Raw genomic sequence first — 21,744 nt, 5'->3', positions numbered from 1 at the left:
CCCTGTTACCACAATCGCCACAAGACCTTGTTTTCCTGTTTTTCGCCCCGAACCTTTTCCATATGCCGAAGCGTGGCGAATTCGCGCTCCAGGTCGTTGAGCTGCAGGTCTGAGCCCAATTCGACGAGCAGTTGTTTGGGTTCCATGGCGCCCTTTTCATCCAGAAGCTTCAACATCTGCGATTGAATAGGCGTCAGCGAGCGTTTTTTTCCAGCGAGCTTTTCGAAATTCTTGGCACTATGGACCGCCCATGGGTCACAGGTTTTCAAGGGCGAGAGAGCAATCATGCAGCAATCCTCGCAAAGCGTTTCTCCGAGATTTTCATGTTCATCTCCAGGCGTGATGTCCTGCTTGCAGCGATCACATTTCATTTTGACCTCCAGTATATAATGGGGACGTCTATGTTTTCATACTTTCCCTATCTATAAGATCGAATCCGTTATTCTTTTCAATTTGTTCCCCGCGTTTCGAGGAGCGACTTGCCGCCGGTTGGCTGATTCTGAGCCGCCTCGCGATCTCGATGGTGGTCATTCCAAGTTTCCGATGCGCCCAAAAACATAGCAACGACCGGGCCTGGACGGTCTGGGGCGATTTCCCGCAGGCAGTGACCTGATCCGGTGTCAGCTTCATCACTTTGGCAACTTTTAATATCACCTGGTCAAAATCAATTCCCCGGGCTTTCAAAAAATACCTTTCCTCAAGCGCCTCCCTGGCCGACGCAAGGACTGTTTCCACAAAATCGCTGTCCCCCAGGATACGTTCATCCCCCTTGACGCGGAGGCCTGCTTTCCGAAAGTCCTTTAACCCTGTCCAGCCGCCTAGGCTTCTCAACAATCCGCCGCCTGTTAAATCGGGGCGATTTCCTTCAGAAAGGCCATTTTCCACAAATCCCCGATACTCTTTACGAGCCTCTTTTTTTCGATCTGAAAACAATCGGTAAACATAAGCAAGATTCTGCCACGGCTGCTCGCTTTTTCCCATAAGAACGCTATGACCGCACCACAAAAAGGCATCTAATTCCTTGAGGTCTTTCGCCAAACCGGCTCTCAACGGATTCAGGTGGATATACCGGACCAATTCTTTGAGATAAGGGGCTTCCTGACACAAAATGGATTTGTAGCGATTCTGGAAAAGCTGCCCATGACGCTTGTATTTACGATTGAACCAGCCTGCGTATCCCGTAAGCAGGCGACTCATAAAAATGGAAATGGGAACAGCGCCGGTTCTGAGCAGCAAGTGAACGTGATTATCGAGCATTGCCCAGGCAAAACAATCCATGCTCGTCTCTGGAACCAGAACCGACAGCCGGTTTATAAAATGGTTACGATCATAATCGGACCGGAATATTTTCCGCCGTTCGATTCCCCGGATGATTACATGGTGCAACGCCCCTGGCGCATCTATTCTTGCTTTTCGTGGCATGGTCACGGACTATCAGATGGGATAGGATATGTAAAGCATGAAAGCATAGACGTCCCCAAAATACCCCGAAAGTCCTTTAACCCTGTCCAGCCGCCTAAGCTTCTCAACAATCCGCCGCCTGTTAAATCGGGGCGATTTCCTTCAGAAAGGCCATTTTCCACAAATCCCCGATACTCTTTACGAGCCTCTTTTTTTCGATCTGAAAACAATCGGTAAACATAAGCAAGATTCTGCCACGGCTGCTCGCTTTTTCCCATAAGAACGCTATGACCGCACCACAAAAAGGCATCTAATTCCTTGAGGTCTTTCGCCAAACCGGCTCTCAACGGATTCAGGTGGATATACCGGACCAATTCTTTGAGATAAGGGGCTTCCTGACACAAAATGGATTTGTAGCGATTCTGGAAAAGCTGCCCATGACGCTTGTATTTACGATTGAACCAGCCTGCGTATCCCGTAAGCAGGCGACTCATAAAAATGGAAATGGGAACAGCGCCGGTTCTGAGCAGCAAGTGAACGTGATTATCGAGCATTGCCCAGGCAAAACAATCCATGCTCGTCTCTGGAACCAGAACCGACAGCTGGTTTATAAAATGGTTACGATCATAATCGGACCGGAATATTTTCCGCCGTTCGATTCCCCGGATGATTACATGGTGCAACGCCCCTGGCGCATCTATTCTTGCTTTTCGTGGCATGGTCACGGACTATCAGATGGGATAGGATATGTAAAGCATGAAAGCATAGACGTCCCCAAAATACCCCAAGTGCAGTTGCATTTTGGGAATATTGTAAAAATTCGGCAAAATTAATTTTTTCAATGAGAGATCAGGATTCTTCTAAAAATGTGATATTGGATTTTTTGAAGAGTGGGCCTAAAGCTAAAATGGAATTTTATAGGCTTTTTAAAAATAAAGCATCTAAAAGCAAAATTAACGTTTTATTACAGAATGTTATATGTGAAGGCAAAGTAGAATGCATTGAAATTAAGACAGAACGCAGACCTAAAATGATCTATCGCTTATTAGAGATATAGTAAAATATATATATATTTAATTAAAGCAATGTTTTTATTGATTTTTTTCTATCTTTATGGTCAAGTTTTTATATCTTTTAAAAATATTTACTTAAATTTCCAAGTTTACTATGAGTAAAAAGAAAAATAGAAAAAAAATTTTTAATCAACGTAATCTAAATAAATTTAAAGTTTCTTTACTAAAATCAGCAAATAAATCTGGCGCTCTTTTTAATGTAAAATATTCTCTTCCGAAATCGCAATATGATAATTTTAATCATTGGTATAAAAATGAATCGGTATATTTATCTAAAAACCTAAATCCTATTTTTCCATCTGATGCTAAAAAATTAAAATATATTATCCCTAATGTAGAGCCTGAACTTGTTAATGAATTCGAATGGGGTTGGTCTTTTCTGGGTCAGTTTGTAGATGAAATATCCTCCTTCGAAGAAGAAGTAGATCAATATGAAGATGCTATTCTATTGAGTGATTTAGATTCAGCCACCACTGCTTTAGATAAAATTGAGCATTTATATGGTTTTTCTTATTGGCTATTAAAAAATAGGTAAGCATTCACGGGGTACTTTGAGGATCCAACTGGTCTCGCAACCCCCCGAAATCAAAGCACAAAAAATAGATCATAACTAACCGAAATAATACAAAATAAATCTAGATTTTTCTTTTTGACTATGGTAGAGTGCTTTTCATGGCACTCAAAAGACCCTTTTCGGAACTCGATTGGCAACTGACACCAGAGCCGGTGCGACAGTATATCATGGCTCTGGAACGGATGCTTTTCGATATGGAACAGCGGATTGTAGCCCACGAAAAGCGGCTGGAGAAGCTTGAGGTTCGGTCCAGCAAAAATTCTCATAACTCCAGTAAGCCGCCGTCATCCGATCCGCCCTTTAGCAGGCAAAAGAGAAAACAGAAAAAGAGTACACGTGCAAAAGGCGGTCAGAAAGGCCACAAGCCGCATCAGCGGCAGATGCTGGATCCGACCGAGAGCCATTGGTTGATGCCGACGCGCTGCGCATGCGGGCATGCGCAGTTCGATCCGCAAAAGATGCAGCCGTTTTATGCGCATCAGCATATCGAGCTACCCGAAATCGAAATGCAAATCAGCCACTATATTCTCCAGCAATGTGACTGTCCCAACTGCGGCAGGACGGTCAAGGCCGCGCTACCTTCTGACGTATCCACCGGTTATGGGCCGCGCTTTACCGCGCTTATCGGAGAATTGAGTGGGATCAAGGCCATGAGCCGCAACGACGTCAAGCAGTTGTGTGAGTCGGTTCTGGGCATCGGGATTGCCACCGGAACCATCCAGAAGCTTGTCGACCGCACGTCAAATGCGCTATTGCCGGCCTACGAACGCATCGGCCGGGTCGCCCGACGCTTTTGGTGCAACTACATCGACGAAACTTCCTGGTTTAAGGAAAACGACCTGCACTGGTTGTGGGCCATGGCCAACGAACGGGTGGCGTTTTATCGCATCGACCCGCATCGCTCCAAGGAAGCTTTCGAAAAACTGGTCCGGGATTGGGACGGGATTCTGGTCAGCGATGGTTACGGCCTATATCGAAAATGGGTTAACCGCCAAACCTGCCTGGCCCATCTGATCCGCAAAGCCGATGCCCTGGCGGAACGAAAGAAAACCGATCTTTGCCGCTTCGGAGAAATCGTCGCCGCCTGGCTGAGGCAACTGGTATCGTTTGCCAAAGAACCTCCCGACCCGGAAATGTGGTCGGATTTTTATACGTTCTTTTTGTTTACCGTCTCCGTTTGGGAGAAGGACAAGACCGACGCCGGAAAACTCGCCCGGCAGATTGTTCGCGAAATGGACAGTCTGTGGACCTTTCTCGATCACCATGGCATTGAACCGACCAACAACCGTGCCGAACGGGCACTGCGCTTTGGGGTGCTATGGCGAAAGCGCAGCCTGGGCACCCAAAGCGAAAAGGGAAACCGGTGGGTCGAAAGGATATTATCCCTGAAAGAAACCTGCCGTCTAAATGCAAAACCGACGTTCCCGTTCCTCGTGGAATGTATTACTTCCTATTTTCGAAGGTCGACGCCCAATCTCTCCTGGATTTAATTCAAACTGGAATATCCCGTGAACGCGTACAAAAATAGAATTCTTATAATTCAATTAAAGGACGGACTTGAAGCACAAAAAAAATATGCCAATGAAATAAAAGAAAATGCATACAGCCACGGTATTCTCCCTTTTATAACTCATTATATAAGCTATCGTTTAGAACCTGCTATAACACCTACTAGATTTATGAATCTTATAGATGATATAATGAGCAAGAATAGCGTATCTTTTGATTTAGAGTCATTTATAAGATATCATTTGATACCAGGATATGTACCTAATGTTGAAGATTTGCCTATATTATTAGTTTGGGATGCTTTTGGAACATTAATTGATTATTACAATTCTTTGGTTAATCTATTTTTTATTTATTGTAGTCGTAATCTTTCATCGGAAACGATTAATAAAATTGCTCCTAAAAAGAAATTGGTAGAAAAATTAAATAGCAAAAAGTTAACTATCTTTAACGAAGTCTTTTTTGAAAGCGATGAAAAAATAGCGATTGAAAAAGAAGAAGAAGAGATTTTCATATTATATTTGAATAAACAATATGAGCAGTTAATAGAAAGGTCGTTAAATTTACTCTCAGTTCATCCTAACAATTTTAATATAATTGATTTAGTTTCACGGGCCTTATCTTTCAAGGCTGATTTTGTTTTACCCGATAGCAATAAGTTATATATTGAAATAATCAAACTTATGAAATCAGTGATTTTAAAGGATGAGGATTATTATTCTTCAATTAGTGAATTGTTCAAAATTGCATGGAACTATATAAGTTCGTCATGGTCAAAATCTCTATTATCCTTTTGCATTAAAGAATTCTCCGATGATCCATTAAACGGAAACCATGCTTATTCTCTATATTCAATCTTTCATAATAATCGAGTTCCAATAACAAGATTGCCAGATATAACTAATAGAGATCTCAAAAAAAAGTACATTAAATATTTTAGAAAGCATTTTGCAAATGTAGAAATAAATAAATATTTTGACTTGTGTATTGAAGAAGATGCCTGCATATTAGAGGAAGTAACCAACGAAGAAATGTCTCTTTTAGAAGGAATCAAACAATATTCAAAAGGAAATTATAAAATCGCTTTAGAACATGCAAATAAGTTATTAGTTTTGAAAAAACCTTATTACAGCAACCAAGCGATAAGAATCATTGCAAATTCCTTATTAGAAACAAAAAAAATTGAACAGGCGATCGAATTTTCAGTTAATTGTTATTTAAATGATCATAAAATTATAAACTATTTGCCATTATCAAAAATTGTAAACTTATACAGAGAACAAGATCTTGATTTATCATTTAACATAAACTTACCCATATTGCTTGATGTATATGTTAAACAAGGAAATACAAAATGGGAATATTTACGACCTTATGCTTATGAAGACTTTTTAATTTCACAAGGATTTGAAAAACCATCTGAATTGATCAATAGATTGGATGAATACGACCATTCTAAGCTAATATATTTTCTAAAAGAAATTTGTATAGAAATTGTGATGGATAATTCTGAATTTTTTGATCATTCAGATGAAGTCCCTGAAGAAAGAATTAACGTATGCAGTCAACTTATTGATTTAGATTCAGAAAATTCGCATGAATATCAACTTGAAATTAAAAATATTATTAGCAGACTTACCATTAAAAACCGTTTAAGAGAAATTGAAAAGAGTAAAATTTATGTAGATATCGAAAGTATACATGCCTACGCGGAAAAAAACCTGAAAGAAAATTTTGAAAGATATATTTCCTTTTTAAAGGATGGTATTGATAAAATAAGTTTTAAATTTCCATTAGACGAAAAATTATCAGCTAAAAATACTGATTTAGAAAGGCTCTTAAAAACAATACTCCCCGATAATGAGAAAAATTCATTGTTTGAGTCAATGATTCTTGATTTGAGAGATCAGTTTGTTTCAAGCACAGAGCACGGTTTAGATGGATATCTAAGTGTTCGTATTCGTCATGGAACATTATCAAGTCACTTGCGAAGTCCATTGGAAGAAAATAACCTTATAACTCAAAAAGCAGGTGAAACTGGTAAATATGCAGACAATCAATTCTGGATAAATAAATATAAATACTTAGGCCCTAATCTAACAAAAGAAATTTCAAACTATTTGAATGAATTTTCTCGATCTTTTGACGACCTTATAGATGAATTAAATAATGAATGGATTCAAGTCAGGACAAATTCAGACCAAAAAGGATTTTTTGATTTTTCAATCTATAAAAGCCAAATATCAGCTTTATCTTCGATAATTAACTCTGAGACTGAATTTAATGCATTCATATCTATTGTAGATACTTTTCTTTTAGAAATTCTTAATTTATCTTTGGATAATATACGAAATAGATTAAGGGAATTTGCCAAATTTAAAGCTGTTGGTCTGTTAACTGAGTTGCAATCTAAAATATCACAAAATGAAACATTTGAAAACACAACAGAATTATCGGATGCAATCAGTAAAGGTAAAACAGAAATCCAAAGAGCATTTGATAGAATAATTGAATGGTTTCACTTTTCAGAATCTCAGAAAGATAAACCTTTTACCATTGAAGAAGCTTTAACAATTAGTGAAAAAACAATAAAAGTATCTAATCGTCGGTTTTCAATTAATAAAGATATAAATAATGACATATTGAATATTAATGTTTCGGGTAATTTAACTGTTTTCGTTGATATGCTCATTCTGATGTATGGAAATATTATTAAACATTCCAATATTGATACCTATCCAAATGCCACCATCACTATTTCGACATCAGATAAATATTTGCTTATAAAGGTCGTTAACGAAATAGAGAAATATGTATACAATACAGAAAATATTCTAAAAATTGAAAAACTTAAAAAATTAGTGGTTGATAGAGGCTATGGTGAAGCAATAAAGAAAGAAGGAGGAACGGGTTTTCATAAACTCTATAAAATTATTAACCATGACATAAAATTTATTGGAGAAACTGAGAAAGGTACTTTGGATTTTGGATATTTGGATCAAGATAAATTTTTTGTTGAGGTAGGCATACCCATTCTTTATTTAGAGTAGTGTGGAGATTTTATATGGAAATACTCATTATAGAAGATGACGAAATAAAATCGACACAAATCAAAGATTTTTTGAAAGATAGTTTCAAGTCAATCGATATATCTTTTGCAAAATCTATTCAAAGTGCAATCAAAATGCTCAAAAATAGTACCTTTAATTTGATATTGCTAGATATGACACTTCCTACTTTCGATTTCGGAGTTAACGACGATGGAGGCCGAATACGTGCCTATGGAGGTCGAGAAATTCTTAGACAGATGGATCGAAAAAAAATTGTAACTCCTGTTATTGTAATTACTCAATTTGATAAGTTTGGAAAAGGTTCAAATACCCTCGCTTTGGACGAACTAAACAAAGAACTGAAAAAAGATCACAAGAATAATTATAAAGGATGCGTTTATTACAATGCTGCATATGAAAATTGGAAATACGATCTCTTAACAAAATTAGAACAATACATCAAAAAGGATGAAAATGATTAAACTTCTAATTATTGAAGATGATCAAAAAAAGCTTCAAAAAATATCCGAAACACTTTGCTCTGTTGATGGAATAAATCATGATAAAATCGATCACGTCGTTGATGTTACTAATGCTAAACGATTGCTAAGAACGACTTCATATGACCTATTAATATTAGATATTGTTATACCACTTAGGGTTGATACTAATTTAAAAAAGGATGCAGGAATTATCTTACTAAAAGAAATTTTAGAAAGAGATTCTTTCCAAATTCCTCATCATATTATTGCAGTTACTCAACATGATGAAATATTTGATTCCCTTAAGAAAGAATTTGCCAATGATTTAATTACTTTTATTAAATATAGTCCCGATGATTCCTCTACATTGCTACAAATTAAAAGGAAAGCCGGCATTATTGTATGTACAAAATTTAGGTCTCAAAATCTCTCTTCAGACTACTCGTCTTATATTGCCATGATATGTGCAACAGAAAGGCCAGAACTACAGAGTCTATTAAATAATGGTTGGGATTGGCAACTTATTCAAATGCCAAATGATGCCACAAGCTATTATCAAACTACTCTTGAAAAAGACGATAAAACTCACATTGTACATGCCGCATGCGCTCCTAAAATGGGCATGACTGCTGCAGCCATATTATCAGGAAAAATGGTTAACCGGTTCAAACCTAAGTATCTGATAATGAGTGGAATTACTGCAGGTTATAAAGATGAAACAAATCTTGGTGATGTCATAGTAGCAGATCCTGTTTGGGATTGGGGCGCTGGAAAGTGGACTGAGAACAATTCACAATTAGAGTTTTTGCATGAACCGCATCAAATACCTCTCGATTCATTGATTAGAGATAAATTTAGTGATATGGCTAGAAACGAACAACTGCTATTTGATATCCGTAAGAAATGGAAAGCGAAAAGCCCTAAACATGATTTGCGCATTTTGGTCGGCCCATCAGCTTCAGGAGCTGCTGTTTTAGCTGACGGCGAAATATGCGAGAAAATAAGAAAACAGCATAGAAAACTTTTAGGCATAGAAATGGAAGCTTACGCCATTTATTCAGCTGCTTTTGAGGCAATTCCACCGAAACCAATCGCTTTTTCAGCCAAGGCTGTTGTAGATTTCGCTGACGGTAATAAAGATGATAGTTACCATGAGTATGCTGCATATACTAGCTCTGAGGTAGTTAAAACTTTTATTGAGGCTTATTTGTAATGGCTATGCATAACAAGGCTATATGCCAACTAATAGGAACGATCTAGAACATTGCTTGGACCTGACAATCTAAGAAACAAGAAAGGGCTTGAAAAGTGTAGGCAGGCAGATAGTTTGAGAAAATGGAATTTAGTTTGAGAAAAATGCGCAATAAATATATTGCACATGCTTGTTGAAGTAAGCATTGCCGCTTCTATAGCCCCACCTTAATTTTTTATTAATTCCAAATTCTCTTGATTTCATCTAAAAATTGTGCTGGCGTGTTTTTGTCGCGATTTAAGCAGCTCCAAAAAGGAATCCTCATAACTCTGAGACATAGGTGATTCAGTGGTTAAATCAGAAAGATCTAAACAGGATTTAAAAAAAAGTTCAGAAAATCAAAAAGATACACAAACTCAAGGCGCTACTACTACAGGCTACAATAAAGATCAGCGAAATTGTTTCGTTAAGCATATCTCAAGGAACAAACTTATATACGAAGTATTATGTTCACTAATCACGGCTATTGCTACCGTGGTTCTAGCGATAACTACCTTTCAATCTCTTTCAACGGTTGCAGAGCAACAAACTCTATCATATAGGCAGTTTGTATTAGCTAATCAACCTTCTGTTCGAATATATCCACGCAAAAGCAATCCAGTAGAATTTAAAGACGACATGGTAATCTTTCATTGGTACATTACCAATAAAGGCGGTTACGTCGAAAATCTTTCATTTAAAACAATTATAGCGGCTTTCGACAAGATATCAGAGAATAATGCAAGTCGATTAAAACTAAGACAAAATGAACTCGTAATAAAAATTTATGTAAAAGATAAGCTGGATAGAGACGAAATATCCGATCATTTTACCGCAACTGGAGGTAAGTTTGGAAATGATTGGGTAAAAAAAGCAATAGACAACGAATCTATCTTTACTTGCATAGCTTTTAGAGTGCAGTATGACGTACCAAAAGAGCTTACTATTGATGGTCTTGGACGGAAAGAACACAGATTTATTTTTTTATATTGGCATCCAATTTTTAAGAATCTCGCTGATGCTGAAGGTGCGGAATTAATGGCCATTAATAAAGCATTAATTGAGGCTAAAATAATAGAATCCGATGATATAAAAAGCAGGGCCGATTAGTTAAACAAAGGCATCATCTGAACAGATGTAAAATCGAAAAAGCATCCAACACAGCTGAAAAACTCCCAATCATCATAGGCCGCAATATCAAGACATTCTTCATAATATGGACAGGCAAAGTTCCTTCTCCCGTCTTTATTTACGGGCGTTTTTAGCTCTGACAATTCAGGAAGGATGGACAATATTTCTAATCCACACGATTGAAAGGTTATGTCTCCTGGCCAGTTCTTTGTGGTTGGTTCCATTGAATTCATCGCGTATTTGCCTGTCCCTTGCAGCCCTGGTTAATTTATCACTTTTCGGGATATATAAAGATTCACCTCCCCTGTAGTTGGCCAAATCAAGGACAGATTGAAGCCCGATAATATCTGCAAGTTCTTTGCATTCTGGCGGGAGGTCTTCTATTTTTACATCGTATTTCATAAACCCTCCAATTAGAAAAAAGTTAGGTTTTTAGCGCTGCCGTGTGTGAAAAGGGTCTGAATTGTTCCCCGGCTGGGCACGGCAGCGCTCAGGACAATACCTGTAAGGAGATGCCCCCAGCCTAAACGGTGATCGGTTAAGTAGCTGCCGCCGCAAATTCTAAATCCACTTGGGATTTCAGCGCTTCGATTTTTTTGTCGATTTCCCTGATCTTGTTGACTCTTGCCGTTTTAGAAAGGCCACCGGCATCCGGCAGCGAATCCACAACGGATTTTAGGGTTTCTTCATCCACGAGGTAATAAAACAGCTTCCAGAATTCATTCCGGGGAAAGAGTTTGGCAATTACCGCCGCATCACTGAAAACCAGATCCTTGCGCACCTGGCAGGATTCAAGATGCTTTCTCAGCAGATCGGGGATAAACTCATTTTTCTTTTTTTCCAGTTCGGCTTTGGCCAGTTCCAGCAGTTCGCCTTTAGTGAGCGGTGATCTCTGTACTTGGTACTTTTCATTGTCGAGAGCTCTGATTTCATCCAGAATTTTCTGGATCTTTTCCTTGAAAGCAACTACCCGGTTTTCCATGGCCTGCTTGGCGGTTCGTTCAAAATTCCTGATGGCATCCTGGCCGGAACCGATGAAATGTTTGTCTGTCATGACGTATCTCCCTTTTATCAATACTTATGGTTAGACGGCCTTGGCGAAGATAACCCCACCAGGGCGACGCAACACCGGAAGCGGACGGCTTTCACACTTGATCCAGCGCCCGGACGGATCTTTCTTTTTCCACGATTTCGAAAAGAACAGCTGCGGCATATTTTTTTCATTCACATTGCCGACGCCGAAAGGTGCATCATCATCTACAACGGGAGCTATCATCACTTCAACCAAGTCATCACAAACACCGACCAACAGGAAAGAATCGGGATCGATGAGCCTGTGAAGCACGTCGCTTTCATCTCTGAAGCTGTGATTGCATTCAATCAGTTCGATTCCGGCAAGCCTTGAAATCCGGCCGTTTTCGGCAATCTCGCTGCCTTTGTCGTCTATCAGGTAAGCCAGTACACCGCTATGCTCTAAAAGAGCGCCCATTACCTGAGAGCCTAAAAAGGCAACCCACTCAAGAACAGTGGTTCCAATATTGTCTTCAATCTGCTTTTTCCATGCTCTCAGGGTAGTGATAGGGTTTGATGCCGGATCAGTCCAAAGGGAATTGCCGGTCAGAACCGGATGAAAGGAACCATCGACATTGTAATCAACAAGCACCGATGACAGGTCCGAATCGTAAATCATCCCCTTAAGAGCGCCCACAGCCCAAAATTCAAGCGTCCGGTCATGCTTGTTACGCATATCCTTAAGCTCGATGGCTATGCGCCTTTTCATGGTTTCAACGCCAATTTCGCCCATGGCGCGGATGCTGTTCAGTTCGGCGACATGAATAAAACGTTTGTTGGATAGGCGGGGAGCTTTTAGAGTGACAGTTTTGCGACTGGTCTTATCATCCACCGTTGCCGGAGCCATGACCGAGATAGTTTTCAGGATTCCCTCAGAGCCCGTGATCACATCAAAGGCCATGAGGTCGCTTGTCTGGCCGCGTTCCTTTCCCGTAAAAATACGGTTGTAAATTTTTCTATTTGATGCTGGTATGGCATTGACTGCTTGTGTTAATGTTCTAACTCGAAAAAGATCATCCATATCTTCATCCTTTTTGCTTTGTTGGGGGGTTAAAATAATGAATGATATAGCTTCGTGGATTAATACGGTGTTGTTAATAATTATTTTTTGTTATCAGTGGAATAAAAATAGAGTTTTATCCACGCGAATAAATCAGCAAACGAAACTTTTGAAAGAAACAAATTTGATTATAACACAGCAATCAACTGCAATAGAAAGCCAAGCAAAGATAGTTCAATCAGCAATGACTTACTCAGAGGCTTTTAATCCCAAAAAACTTGAAGAAATAATCCGTAAAGAATTTGAGATTGAAAATTCAGGAAAAATTGCCGAAATGGAGAGACAGTATGCTGATACTTTGGCTGAACGTGATAGTAAGTTGGAAAACATAGTTAATAAAGCATACAAAACAGCTGTGGAAGCATCTGTCTCTACAATTAATCCTTTGTTAAGTTTGATTGCAGGGCTTATGGTCTATACTAAAGCTGATATCAGAGATAAAGTTATTAACGAGCTTCCAGAAGGCAGTATTAAAGACTCGCTTATGGACGCATCAAAAAAAATTGAGAGCGATTATAAAAGAAAGGCCATAAACACACTTTTAGGTCAGTAAATATTTCAATTTTAGGCCTGAAATATCTGACCTTGAAAAATCATAGAATATAAAGGTTTTCAAAGAGCTGTAATCAATTCTAATATATGAATCTATATTTTATATTAACCACCAGCGTATTTAGCTATTTCAAATCCCAAATCATCTTCTTTGTTTAGAGTTTTACCAACCTTTTTTTTGGTGGTAATCTCTCCAAATAAATGCTGAAAACCATCCATCTCTTCGACAAACTCTTTCATCCATTCAAAAGGGTTTACCGGTTGCTCACATTCAGCAAAAGAGATCGCCGGAACCTCCTGCAAGGCTTCCATGAATTCGATCATTCCATTGTTGGCAACGGCCGGTGGAACCTTGCCGGATTCCATGCACTGAGTTACGAACGCTTCGGCATTCTTTCGGCGGGTTTGGCGTAGCTGCCTCAATTCCTTTTCTGCAAAAGCTATCTGAGCTTTGTGGCGTTCTTCCTGGCGGACTTTCTCAACCCGGTCATTCAGATCCTGCTCAGAAAATGTCTTTGTGGCTTCACTTAATTCGAATGAGAAAAACGGGCCTTCAGAAAATCGAACGTCAGGCAATCCCTTTACCGCAGGTGGCAGGGCACCAAGAAAGCCCACATGGCGTAACCTGCCGTCAGGATAAAAACAGGCCGAACGCTTCTTAAAGCTGCCGTTTCGTACCAGTTCCACAAATTGCGGGTTCACCTGTTTGAACTTTGCCAGCAACACGCCAATTCCGTTGCTGACACCCTTTTTAAGGGCTTCCACCCAGCCGTAAGCAGGCGCGTTGTCCTTTGGATGGCCAATGACAGCGGGCGGTTCATGGAAGGCAGGATCAAAGGTTTCAATGGCCTTTTCGATCAATTCATAGCCGTCATGTTCCTGGCCTTCGCTGTCCACCTGTACGCCACCTTGAAAAATGGGTATCCAAGTTTCAAAGCCTATGGACCGGGCCTCTGTCGCCTTTTCATCGGGGTTGTTGTTCTCAACCTCAATGCTGTCGAATTGCGAATCGTCCCGGAAAAAAGAGAGAACTTTTTTAAAATTGAGCATGGCTTTTTCTCCTTTTTGAAAAACAAAAAGGGGCAACCGGCCGTTTGGCCAAGTAACCCCCTCTTGATTACCCTCATTTATGTGATGCCCTGGCAGGGCGGTGAGGTGCCGCCTTTTCGGTGATCAGCCTATCCAGGGCAAAGAAATCAGGGATCTGTACTCATTCCCAATTTCTCTAATTTCATAATTTCTGATTCAATCGGAGTAAGGAGCGAATCCACCTTTGTCGCAATGTCGTTAAACAGCAGCTGAAGATCAGCAAAAGGCTTGGTTTCAAAACCAGCAGAGAGGCTTCCAAGCGTATAGACAAATCCACTGATTTGAATGAGCTTATCCAGGCTTTCCCGCATATTCCCGGAAATAAGCCCGATTTCCCGTTTCTGTAGATCATCCATTGTTCTGTTGCTCCTGTTGGGATGTTACTTTCTTGTGTCGATTCACCAGCGCCGCAATGACGCCATGCAGCTGGTGAGGTCGGAGGAAGCGCACAAAATCGACGCCATACATTTGCTTGGCGATCGCGTCCGCATAGCTCCACGGATATTTCAGGTCTGCCAGTATGGCACCGATCTTTGAAAGCTGCGGTTCCCGGTCTGCCGATGGCTTGAGGTGCATGCCTGAAGCCCTGGCTGATTTGTGAACCGGCCGCCATCCTTTCAGCTTGAACGCTTCGATAACCATTTTCCGATTCTTTGCCGACAGATCGGCGGCGCTGGTAACTCCGAAACATTTATCAAGCCATTCCCGGTAATCCTGATCGCTCAGGCCGGACCATTTTTTAGCGATATGGATCATGGCCAGATCCCGCCGCCGCTGCCCTTCATTTTGTGAGGTGTTGGCTCTCATCCGTTCACCTCCTGCGGTGGTATATTGAAAAATCGCTGAGAGGCTCAAATTTGAACGATCTCAGCAAGAGACGATATAGGGGCCGTCTTAAAAATCGTTAAATAAATCTGAGCCGATTTAAACGCGGTTCCAGCGATATTCACGGCCTATTCTTTCCTCAATTGGATGCAATTCGATAAAAGGCCGTTAATTTCCGCTGAAACGGCCACAAGCGAATTGATCGTTTCCGGTCTGGTGTCCGCCGTGTAATAGAATTGGGTTGCCAATTCCCGGACCTGATCAAGGGTATCTTCGATTTCAGCGGATTCACGGCGTCTGAGCATGCCGGGCGCTTCAATTTGCATCTTCTCACGGTCGATGAGGTATAAGGGGGCGCGAGTAGTCAACGTGCGCTTCCTGCCGCTCTTGTGGAGAAATCCGTTTTTCGAAAGAAAGGTGACATAAGTTCTTGCGGTGTACATGGCCACACCGGTCATTTCGAAAATATCACGGACCGTGAACGGATCGCTTTTCTTGGATCTGATCCACATGAATCGCCACATTATGCTTTGCTTTTTACAGTAGGCATCCACCGGAACATCCTTGACCCACTGGTAGCGCCCATATCCGGTCTTTTCGATTTCGCCGTTGCGCACAAGATCCCGAATGGCGTTGTTTACCCGGCCGTACCCGTTGGCACCGGAAAGGCCGATCAGATCCCGGATTTCCGTCTGCCTGAGCGGCTTTTTGTGGGCCTTCAACAGATTTCTGATAAGCGTTTGTGTTCCCTGTGCGGCTCTCATGACTACCCCCTACCGGCTGCAATCAGTTTGCTGGCGGCGCTACCGCTGGCAATTCTCTTTTTGATTCTTTTGGCCTGATTGCGAAACACCGATTTCACCAGCGGCACGTCAATCAAATCGGTTTTGTTAACTTCTTTGCAGGCTTTCTCGAAAGACAGCAGATAGCCGACGATATACCGAAAATCGCCTTCAACCAGCTGGCAGAAAAGGTCTGCCGCCTCATCCTCAATCGTGAGGCCGGTCCATTCCTTGGTGATCAAGGCGACTTCCACCGGTCCCACCGGTTGAAATTCAACGATGGATGAAGGCAGGATTCTGGAAAAAAACTGCCCGAACCGTTGCAGGTCAGAATGCAGTTTTTCCATGCCGATCAGGATAAAAGGGGTTGCGGTTTTGTCGTGGAGATCCCTTAAAACATCCAGCATGACCGAATTTTTCAACAGATAATCGGCCTCATCGATCAGTACCGGCTGATTCCATTTTCTGAGCCCTTCGGCCACCTGATCGGATAGACGGTCAAGCCGGTATTGCGGTGATCCCAGGTTCAGCGTTTCACAGAATTCCTCAAGCAACCGACGCGGCCGCCACAGTCGTTCCATAACGATGTAAAAGACCGGGAGCATGCTATAAATCCAGTTGGCCACAGAGCTTTTTCCAAGTCCCCATTGGCCGTACCACAAGCCTAAACCCGGAAGGCTTTGATCCCGGTTGACCAATGCCGAGATCGATCTTTCGGCATTCATGCAGTTGCGCGTTTTGAAAAATCTTACATCCACAGTCCACCTCCTGCCTCTGTTACCCCATGGTTCCGGTAAAAAGATGCTGATAGGATAAAAACTCATCCGACTTCTCATACTCACTTTTAAAAGCGGTGTCCGATTCTGAAAGATCCTGGCCGTCATGGAGCTTATCCAAAATCATTTGATACCGCTCCGTGGTTTCAATGGGGATATGTTCTTCATCGATGCTGTGAATGGTTGCATCGGTATCCTCGAAATCTTGGAAGGGGAGGGCTTTTGAAATATCCAAAAGGGCTTGGGTTTCGGAAACGGGAGCGTTGGCGCTGGCTTCGCCACGGATGGCTGCCAACACGGCCTTGGCGGCTTTTCGCTGATTGGCCTGAAGCTTGAGCCCTTCGAGCATGACCGGGCAATCGGGATCGACGTAAGATGCCCGTTGAAGCGGCTTGCCATTGCAGACAAACTTGCCGTTTTTGAAAACCCGGACCGTCTTGAAATCATAGTCGTAACAAACACGCGCCCACTCACCGATCAGGTGATTGGCCAAATGACCGCCGTAAAGGTTCGATGGAATGTCCAGCTGAAATTGCCGGTTGTTGATAACAAAACCCCAATTGTGGATCTTGACGCGCTCCTTTTTGGCAAGGGCGAAGTCCAAAAGATCCTGGCTGACTTTTTTGGGTTGCGGCAAAAGGGATTGAAAGACTTCATCGGGCGTCTGGTTGTTCATGCCGTGGCCACGGTGAAGGGTCTTGTGATAGACATTGGTAATGTAGCTGTAAAATTCTGCGGTGAACTCTTCCAATTTAAGGATGCTGCCGCTTTTGAGTTCGGCAGCGAGCTTTTCCGGGCGCTGGTCTGGCGTTGAACCGCACCAACCGGGAAGCTGCCTTGAAAAGGATTGAACGACATTTCTAAAAAAGCGTTCAATCAATTTTGCCCAGGGGCTATAAACGGTTGCGTATCGATGCCCGATCCCCAAAGCGCCATAAACGCCACCGACACGGACACCTTTGATAATGATTTCTTTTTTGCCGCGCTTTTTCTTCCAGATACCGTCTTCAGGATCATACTTAAGATCGATGTAAAAAGGATCGATGCCCAAGGCAGCGTATTTTTCGATGATGTCTGGATAGTCGATATTTCCGATATCGATTATTTCACCGTTAAGTAGCTTGGATTTATAATCTTTTCCATTATCGACTAAAACAGAATTGGGGAGTCCGTGCTGTGGAAAATTGGGGTCTTTCTTATCGGCAATGGCATGGGCCAACGCCATTGCAATTGCCTGCGAATTGGGACTGAAGGAAATCACCCACCCCATTAAAGAGCGGCTGCGCACATCCAACCATGCAGTTACCCAGGGGCGCAGGATTTTAAAGCTGCCTTTTGAGTCCGGGACTTTTACGAAAACATCAAAAATATGGTGATCGCCACACCACAAAAAATTGGGCGGGATTTCTTCATAATTGCGCAGGATTTTTTTAACTTTTGCGGCTTGGAATTTTCTCTTACCCTGGCGTGCAAGCGCTATCGTCGCTTGGAGGTGGACCCCATCGGCTGGACAGCCTGAGGGGTAGAATAAGCTATGAGCCGAGAGCTTTTTAAAAGATAAAAAGGCATCAGGCAGCCTCGGCGAAAGGATGGGGCAGACCGTAATAAACCTCATCCGGGGTTCTGTCGTCAAGGGCCGAATGGCCCCGTTCGTGATTGTAATAATCGAGCCACCGGCCCAGACCCTGCCGCAGCGCCTTACCGGTGTCGAATGCGTGCAAGTAAATGTATTGGTGTTTGAGGGTCCACCACAGCCGCTCGACGAATATATTGTCCTGGCAACGACCCCGACCATCCATACTGATGGCGACCTTGTTATCGATGAGAACCTTGGTGAACGCGTTGCTGGTAAATTGAGCCCCTTGGTCGGTATTGAAGATTTCCGGTGGCTCATAGCGGCTCAACGCCTCTTTAAGGGCATCGATACAAAAGGCGCTGTCCAGGGTGTTGGATATCCGCCAGGCGAGCACCTTGCGGCTGTGCCAGTCCATGATCGCCACCAGATACATGTACCCACTGGCCATGGGGATGAAAGTGATGTCGCTGGCCCAAACCTGATTGGTGCGACTGATGGTCATACCCCTTAGCAGATAAGGATATACCTTATGCTGGGGATGGGGGCGGCTGGTCCGCGGTTTGGGATACACCGCCTCGATACCCATTAATCGCATCAGCCGCTGAACCCGTTTGCGATTGGCTGTTATGCCCTGACGATCCAGCTGGCGGCTGATCGTTCGGCTGCCCGAGGATGGATTGGTAAGATACAGTTCGTCGATCTTGCGCATCAGTTCCAGCTCTTCTTGGCTTATGGGTATGGGTTGGTAGTAATAGGATGACCGGCTAAGATCGATTAGTTCACACTGCCGGGAAACGCTCAGCTGCCGATCCAACGGATCGATCATGGATTTACGCTGTTTGCGATTCAGCTGCTGAGCTTGCGTGCTAAAAAATCGTTTTCCACCTTGAGTTGACCGATCTGGCGGTACAGTTCGGCGGTTTGGGCATCGGCCTGTTTTCTGGATCGGTGGCTTTTATCGAAGATATCGGCTGCACCGTCGAGCATCTGCCGCTTCCAGGTGGAAATCATGGTGGGGTGAACACCAAATCGACTGGCCAACTGTGCTGCGGTTTCTTCGTTCTGAATGGCAGCCAGAGCGACCTTGGCTTTGAACTGTGGACTGTGTGATTTGCGCTTGTTACCCATCGTCAGATCCTCCTCATTTTTGGTCTGACTCATAGCTTAGCACATTGTCCAGTTTTTGGGGTCCACCGCCCTTTGTTTATTCTGCCAATGGCATCAACCAAACTGTCATAGGAGCCGACTTTCCAATCAGGATAAAGTGCCGCCGCTGCCAATGCCGTTCGATAAACATCGGTGATGTTCGGGCATCCTTGTTTTAAATAGGTATCAAAGGCGAAATTCAGGGCAGGCTTGGACCATGAATGGAAGAAATTCAATTTCTGGCCATGCTGCGGTGCCAATGCCCTGATTTGAGGGGTTATAACATCTGTGACGCTGTCTTTTCGTGCGTCTGTATGCGCTTTATCCGCCGATTTGATCCATCGGTAAAGCGTCTTAGGATTGACGCCTGTATCTTTGCAGTATCTGTAAATCCGTTTGGTTCGCCCACGGCCTTTTTTATATGAGGATTTGATTTCCCTGGCGACTTCAACGATCTGATAACGGCGAAACCCTTCGTCACGGCATGAATCAGGAATATTGAGCCATGGATCTGGAATTTCTGAATCGGCAGGGATCTGTGTAATGCTTTCGATTCTGGCCGAAAGGAATGTCTCTAATGAGGCAGGCAGATTTTCAGAATTGATGGAAACGGCTTTGCCTTGGAGCTGACCCTGATACCATGCCATGAGGCTGTTTTTATGTTCCTCCGGCATAGCATCGGACGCCAACAGTTCATGGACTGAAAAGCGGCGATCTCCACGGCTATTGATAATTTTGGCTGGAATTTGACCTAATGAGGCCATTTTCCTAACAGCTCTGGCCGTCACATTGAGAATATCGGCAAGCTGCGAAGCTTTTAGCTTGTCAACTGGCTTATTCATGGCCCACAGCTTCTTTTAAGGCACCATGTCGTTCCAACCATGCCAGAACTTGGCGATTGTTTTCTCTGCCATTTATTGTTTTCCACACAGTTTGAGGGATTATCCCAATATCTTGGGCAATTTTTTTTTGTGTGTATCCATTTTTTAGTAACCAGATTTTAATAGAGACTGTGTCCATAAATCCCTCCAATCGTAGAGAATCCGATAATATGGTTGACAACAAAAAGATAAAAAAGCTATTTACGTTCTCAGCAACAGTTTCTTGCAACAAATACAACAAAAAACTGTTTTTGTAAAGAGAAAAGTTGTTAAAACAGCAAATGGCTGTATTTTGATAAGTTATTTTCTTAATTAATGGTGAATTTATGAAAGAATCAGAAGCTATTTTAGAAAGAATCAAAATTGCTTTAAATGCAAAAAATGATAGTGAAGTCGCGGCTGTAATGGGGATAAAACAGCAATCAGTGACTTCGGCAAGGAAGCGGGGAAAAATACCACCTAGATGGATAACAAAAATTGCACAGGAAAGAGATATATCTTCAGACTGGCTATTATTTGGAATTGGATCTAAAAAGAGGTCGGATTTAAAAGAAAGTATTAGACCTTTCGAAGAGGGAGGGCTTCTTCCATTAGTTGAAGCTGATAGAGACTTTCCACCTAATGAAAAAATTCTTGGAGCTGATAGCGAAATTTATCGTTTTTATAGTTTATTCGTTTATGAGTTTTTAGAAAAAATCTATAAGGAGATAGATTATTATCCCGAAAAGATAATCAAAAATTCGTTGTCTGCATTAGTAAATGATGAATTGGCTTTCAAAATAAGGCCCAGGATAATCAATTATCTTAAAATGACCAAAGAAATTGAGGATATTGATTCTGATAGAAAAGAAGCTTTTGATCTAATAGTAAAGAAAAAGCCAAAGTGATAAATCCGGAACTTTTTCTCAAACTAAATGCCAATAGTTCCGCAAAACAGAAATTTTTTCTCAAACTAAGTGCCAATAGTTCCGAAAACATGGCGGACCCTAACAGCGCCATCGAACGCCACTAACTACCAACTATCACAACCCATTTCCCACTGATACCCGGCAATTCCCACCCATTCCCGCCTTAAAACCCTTTTTCCCAAACTAAACCTCCCCCCTCACCCGCCTTAAAACCCTTTTCCTCACCCCTCAAAGACGCGAAAGGCGATTTCAATTTTTTTGTTAGGTATAAAATTAGGTAAAAAAAAGGGCTTAGAGATCAAATCTCTCTAAGCCCTTGTTTTATTTGGCTCCCCAGCACGGACTTGAACCGCGGACCCAGTGGTTAACAGCCACTTGCTCTGCCGACTGAGCTACTGGGGAAAATAAGGTTTCTTTTGCCGCTGAGCCGGCCAAAGAAGCGTTTTAAATAGTCGACCGTGATTTGAATGTCAAGCGCTTTTTTGGTCCGCGAACTGTCTGCCATGAGTTCTGTCAAGCCGCATCAAATAAGGTCCTGACGGGTTGAACTTTCATCTATTGGTAATCTTGGACTGTTTTCGTGTTCAACGCAATTCATGTTTCCGGCTCGAGATCCAGAAATCGCAG

23 protein-coding genes and 1 tRNA gene are annotated in these 21,744 nt (G+C 42.2%); 8 read left to right on the top strand and 16 right to left on the bottom strand.

Annotation, left to right across the window (positions count from 1 at the left end; genetic code table 11):
* Positions 1-5: 5 nt before the first annotated feature.
* From ACHZBS_RS03545 to ACHZBS_RS03535, 3 genes are read right to left on the bottom strand one after another with little or no spacing between them, the layout of a single operon-like run.
* Entirely contained in the window at positions 6-371 is a 366-nt protein-coding gene (locus tag ACHZBS_RS03545) for a hypothetical protein (RefSeq protein ID WP_319405152.1), read from the bottom strand.
* Between the two features lie 28 nt (positions 372-399).
* Positions 400-1,422 (bottom strand): transposase, encoded by a 1,023-nt coding sequence (locus ACHZBS_RS03540; protein WP_319405151.1) that lies wholly within the window; start codon positions 1,420-1,422, stop codon positions 400-402.
* A 2-nt stretch (positions 1,423-1,424) separates the two neighbouring features.
* Entirely contained in the window at positions 1,425-2,120 is a 696-nt protein-coding gene (locus tag ACHZBS_RS03535) for a transposase (RefSeq protein WP_319405150.1), read from the bottom strand.
* Positions 2,121-2,568: 448 nt separating this feature from the next.
* Between ACHZBS_RS03535 and ACHZBS_RS03530 the strand changes: the two genes are divergently transcribed.
* The 6 genes from ACHZBS_RS03530 to ACHZBS_RS03505 all read left to right on the top strand — a co-directional run bounded on the left by ACHZBS_RS03530 (position 2,569) and on the right by ACHZBS_RS03505 (position 10,430).
* Positions 2,569-3,009 carry a hypothetical protein gene (locus ACHZBS_RS03530; RefSeq protein ID WP_319405149.1) on the top strand — a complete coding sequence of 147 codons (441 nt, stop codon included), beginning with the start codon at positions 2,569-2,571 and terminating at the stop codon, positions 3,007-3,009.
* A 137-nt stretch (positions 3,010-3,146) separates the two neighbouring features.
* The gene (tnpC, locus tag ACHZBS_RS03525; protein ID WP_319404498.1) at positions 3,147-4,538 is read left to right on the top strand and encodes an IS66 family transposase; all 1,392 of its coding nucleotides are present in this window, start codon (positions 3,147-3,149) and stop codon (positions 4,536-4,538) included.
* A gap of 18 nt (positions 4,539-4,556) precedes the next feature.
* The gene (locus ACHZBS_RS03520; protein WP_319405148.1) at positions 4,557-7,607 is read left to right on the top strand and encodes a hypothetical protein; all 3,051 of its coding nucleotides are present in this window, start codon (positions 4,557-4,559) and stop codon (positions 7,605-7,607) included.
* 14 nt (positions 7,608-7,621) lie between these two features.
* Positions 7,622-8,089, top strand: a complete 468-nt coding sequence (locus tag ACHZBS_RS03515) for a response regulator (RefSeq protein WP_319405147.1) — start codon at positions 7,622-7,624, stop codon at positions 8,087-8,089.
* Complete coding sequence (locus tag ACHZBS_RS03510; protein WP_319405146.1) at positions 8,082-9,302, top strand: hypothetical protein; 1,221 nt, start codon at positions 8,082-8,084, stop codon at positions 9,300-9,302. The genes ACHZBS_RS03515 and ACHZBS_RS03510 overlap by 8 nt, the downstream gene beginning before the upstream one ends.
* A gap of 327 nt (positions 9,303-9,629) precedes the next feature.
* Positions 9,630-10,430 carry a hypothetical protein gene (locus tag ACHZBS_RS03505; RefSeq protein WP_319405145.1) on the top strand — a complete coding sequence of 267 codons (801 nt, stop codon included), beginning with the start codon at positions 9,630-9,632 and terminating at the stop codon, positions 10,428-10,430.
* Between the two features lie 165 nt (positions 10,431-10,595).
* Here the strand turns inward: ACHZBS_RS03505 and ACHZBS_RS03500 are convergent, their stop codons facing one another.
* From ACHZBS_RS03500 to ACHZBS_RS03490, 3 genes are all read right to left on the bottom strand, one after another.
* Entirely contained in the window at positions 10,596-10,853 is a 258-nt protein-coding gene (locus ACHZBS_RS03500; protein ID WP_319405144.1) for a Mor transcription activator family protein, read from the bottom strand.
* Between the two features lie 136 nt (positions 10,854-10,989).
* Positions 10,990-11,505: a hypothetical protein gene (locus ACHZBS_RS03495; protein ID WP_319405143.1), complete on the bottom strand. Its 516-nt coding sequence runs from the start codon at positions 11,503-11,505 to the stop codon at positions 10,990-10,992.
* Positions 11,506-11,535: 30 nt separating this feature from the next.
* Positions 11,536-12,543 carry a major capsid protein gene (locus ACHZBS_RS03490; RefSeq protein WP_319405142.1) on the bottom strand — a complete coding sequence of 336 codons (1,008 nt, stop codon included), beginning with the start codon at positions 12,541-12,543 and terminating at the stop codon, positions 11,536-11,538.
* 37 nt (positions 12,544-12,580) lie between these two features.
* Between ACHZBS_RS03490 and ACHZBS_RS03485 the strand changes: the two genes are divergently transcribed.
* Entirely contained in the window at positions 12,581-13,135 is a 555-nt protein-coding gene (locus ACHZBS_RS03485) for a hypothetical protein (RefSeq protein ID WP_319405141.1), read from the top strand.
* Positions 13,136-13,239: 104 nt separating this feature from the next.
* Here the strand turns inward: ACHZBS_RS03485 and ACHZBS_RS03480 are convergent, their stop codons facing one another.
* The 9 genes from ACHZBS_RS03480 to ACHZBS_RS03440 form a co-directional block, all read right to left on the bottom strand.
* On the bottom strand, positions 13,240-14,184 hold the full coding sequence (locus ACHZBS_RS03480; protein WP_319405140.1) for a hypothetical protein: 945 nt from the start codon (positions 14,182-14,184) through the stop codon (positions 13,240-13,242).
* A 146-nt stretch (positions 14,185-14,330) separates the two neighbouring features.
* The gene (locus ACHZBS_RS03475; RefSeq protein ID WP_319405139.1) at positions 14,331-14,579 is read right to left on the bottom strand and encodes a hypothetical protein; all 249 of its coding nucleotides are present in this window, start codon (positions 14,577-14,579) and stop codon (positions 14,331-14,333) included.
* Positions 14,572-15,030: a regulatory protein GemA gene (locus tag ACHZBS_RS03470; RefSeq protein WP_319405138.1), complete on the bottom strand. Its 459-nt coding sequence runs from the start codon at positions 15,028-15,030 to the stop codon at positions 14,572-14,574. The genes ACHZBS_RS03475 and ACHZBS_RS03470 overlap by 8 nt, the downstream gene beginning before the upstream one ends.
* 146 nt (positions 15,031-15,176) lie before the next feature.
* A complete protein-coding gene (locus ACHZBS_RS03465; protein ID WP_319405137.1) occupies positions 15,177-15,812 on the bottom strand; it encodes a FaeA/PapI family transcriptional regulator in 636 nt (211 codons plus the stop codon).
* Between the two features lie 2 nt (positions 15,813-15,814).
* Entirely contained in the window at positions 15,815-16,588 is a 774-nt protein-coding gene (locus ACHZBS_RS03460) for an AAA family ATPase (RefSeq protein ID WP_319405136.1), read from the bottom strand.
* A 19-nt stretch (positions 16,589-16,607) separates the two neighbouring features.
* Entirely contained in the window at positions 16,608-18,239 is a 1,632-nt protein-coding gene (locus ACHZBS_RS03455; RefSeq protein ID WP_319405135.1) for a DDE-type integrase/transposase/recombinase, read from the bottom strand.
* Positions 18,175-19,310 (bottom strand): IS3 family transposase gene (locus ACHZBS_RS03450; RefSeq protein WP_319405970.1). Its coding sequence is split into 2 segments (ribosomal slippage): positions 18,175-19,031 and positions 19,031-19,310, totalling 1,137 coding nucleotides; the frame shifts between segments, so codons are not numbered across the junction. Before ACHZBS_RS03450 ends, ACHZBS_RS03455 begins: the two co-directional genes overlap by 65 nt.
* 29 nt (positions 19,311-19,339) lie before the next feature.
* A complete protein-coding gene (locus tag ACHZBS_RS03445) occupies positions 19,340-20,170 on the bottom strand; it encodes a hypothetical protein (RefSeq protein WP_319405134.1) in 831 nt (276 codons plus the stop codon).
* Positions 20,163-20,348 (bottom strand): hypothetical protein, encoded by a 186-nt coding sequence (locus tag ACHZBS_RS03440; protein WP_319405133.1) that lies wholly within the window; start codon positions 20,346-20,348, stop codon positions 20,163-20,165. The genes ACHZBS_RS03445 and ACHZBS_RS03440 overlap by 8 nt, the downstream gene beginning before the upstream one ends.
* 187 nt (positions 20,349-20,535) lie before the next feature.
* On the opposite strand from ACHZBS_RS03440, the gene ACHZBS_RS03435 reads away from it, so the two are divergent.
* On the top strand, positions 20,536-21,096 hold the full coding sequence (locus ACHZBS_RS03435) for a helix-turn-helix domain-containing protein (protein ID WP_319405132.1): 561 nt from the start codon (positions 20,536-20,538) through the stop codon (positions 21,094-21,096).
* Positions 21,097-21,443: 347 nt separating this feature from the next.
* Here ACHZBS_RS03435 and ACHZBS_RS03430 read toward each other — a convergent pair.
* Positions 21,444-21,519 (bottom strand) — tRNA-Asn (locus ACHZBS_RS03430).
* Positions 21,520-21,744: the final 225 nt, after the last annotated feature.

The sequence above is a fragment of the uncultured Desulfosarcina sp. genome, from assembly GCF_963664155.2.
Taxonomy (GTDB): domain Bacteria; phylum Desulfobacterota; class Desulfobacteria; order Desulfobacterales; family Desulfosarcinaceae; genus Desulfosarcina.
The sequence above is the reverse complement of the archived record's forward strand: the minus strand, read 5'-3'. Positions and strand labels throughout refer to the sequence as shown.

Coding starts and splice junctions, on each gene's coding strand:
- ACHZBS_RS03545 (WP_319405152.1), bottom strand. CDS start 371: ATGAAATGTGATCGCTGCAAGCAGGACATCACGCCTGGAGATGAACAT.
- ACHZBS_RS03540 (WP_319405151.1), bottom strand. CDS start 1,422: ATGCCACGAAAAGCAAGAATAGATGCGCCAGGGGCGTTGCACCATGTA.
- ACHZBS_RS03535 (WP_319405150.1), bottom strand. CDS start 2,120: ATGCCACGAAAAGCAAGAATAGATGCGCCAGGGGCGTTGCACCATGTA.
- ACHZBS_RS03530 (WP_319405149.1), top strand. CDS start 2,569: ATGAGTAAAAAGAAAAATAGAAAAAAAATTTTTAATCAACGTAATCTA.
- tnpC (WP_319404498.1), top strand. CDS start 3,147: ATGGCACTCAAAAGACCCTTTTCGGAACTCGATTGGCAACTGACACCA.
- ACHZBS_RS03515 (WP_319405147.1), top strand. CDS start 7,622: ATGGAAATACTCATTATAGAAGATGACGAAATAAAATCGACACAAATC.
- ACHZBS_RS03510 (WP_319405146.1), top strand. CDS start 8,082: ATGATTAAACTTCTAATTATTGAAGATGATCAAAAAAAGCTTCAAAAA.
- ACHZBS_RS03500 (WP_319405144.1), bottom strand. CDS start 10,853: ATGAAATACGATGTAAAAATAGAAGACCTCCCGCCAGAATGCAAAGAA.
- ACHZBS_RS03495 (WP_319405143.1), bottom strand. CDS start 11,505: ATGACAGACAAACATTTCATCGGTTCCGGCCAGGATGCCATCAGGAAT.
- ACHZBS_RS03490 (WP_319405142.1), bottom strand. CDS start 12,543: ATGGATGATCTTTTTCGAGTTAGAACATTAACACAAGCAGTCAATGCC.
- ACHZBS_RS03485 (WP_319405141.1), top strand. CDS start 12,581: ATGAATGATATAGCTTCGTGGATTAATACGGTGTTGTTAATAATTATT.
- ACHZBS_RS03480 (WP_319405140.1), bottom strand. CDS start 14,184: ATGCTCAATTTTAAAAAAGTTCTCTCTTTTTTCCGGGACGATTCGCAA.
- ACHZBS_RS03475 (WP_319405139.1), bottom strand. CDS start 14,579: ATGGATGATCTACAGAAACGGGAAATCGGGCTTATTTCCGGGAATATG.
- ACHZBS_RS03470 (WP_319405138.1), bottom strand. CDS start 15,030: ATGAGAGCCAACACCTCACAAAATGAAGGGCAGCGGCGGCGGGATCTG.
- ACHZBS_RS03465 (WP_319405137.1), bottom strand. CDS start 15,812: ATGAGAGCCGCACAGGGAACACAAACGCTTATCAGAAATCTGTTGAAG.
- ACHZBS_RS03445 (WP_319405134.1), bottom strand. CDS start 20,170: ATGAATAAGCCAGTTGACAAGCTAAAAGCTTCGCAGCTTGCCGATATT.
- ACHZBS_RS03440 (WP_319405133.1), bottom strand. CDS start 20,348: ATGGACACAGTCTCTATTAAAATCTGGTTACTAAAAAATGGATACACA.
- ACHZBS_RS03435 (WP_319405132.1), top strand. CDS start 20,536: ATGAAAGAATCAGAAGCTATTTTAGAAAGAATCAAAATTGCTTTAAAT.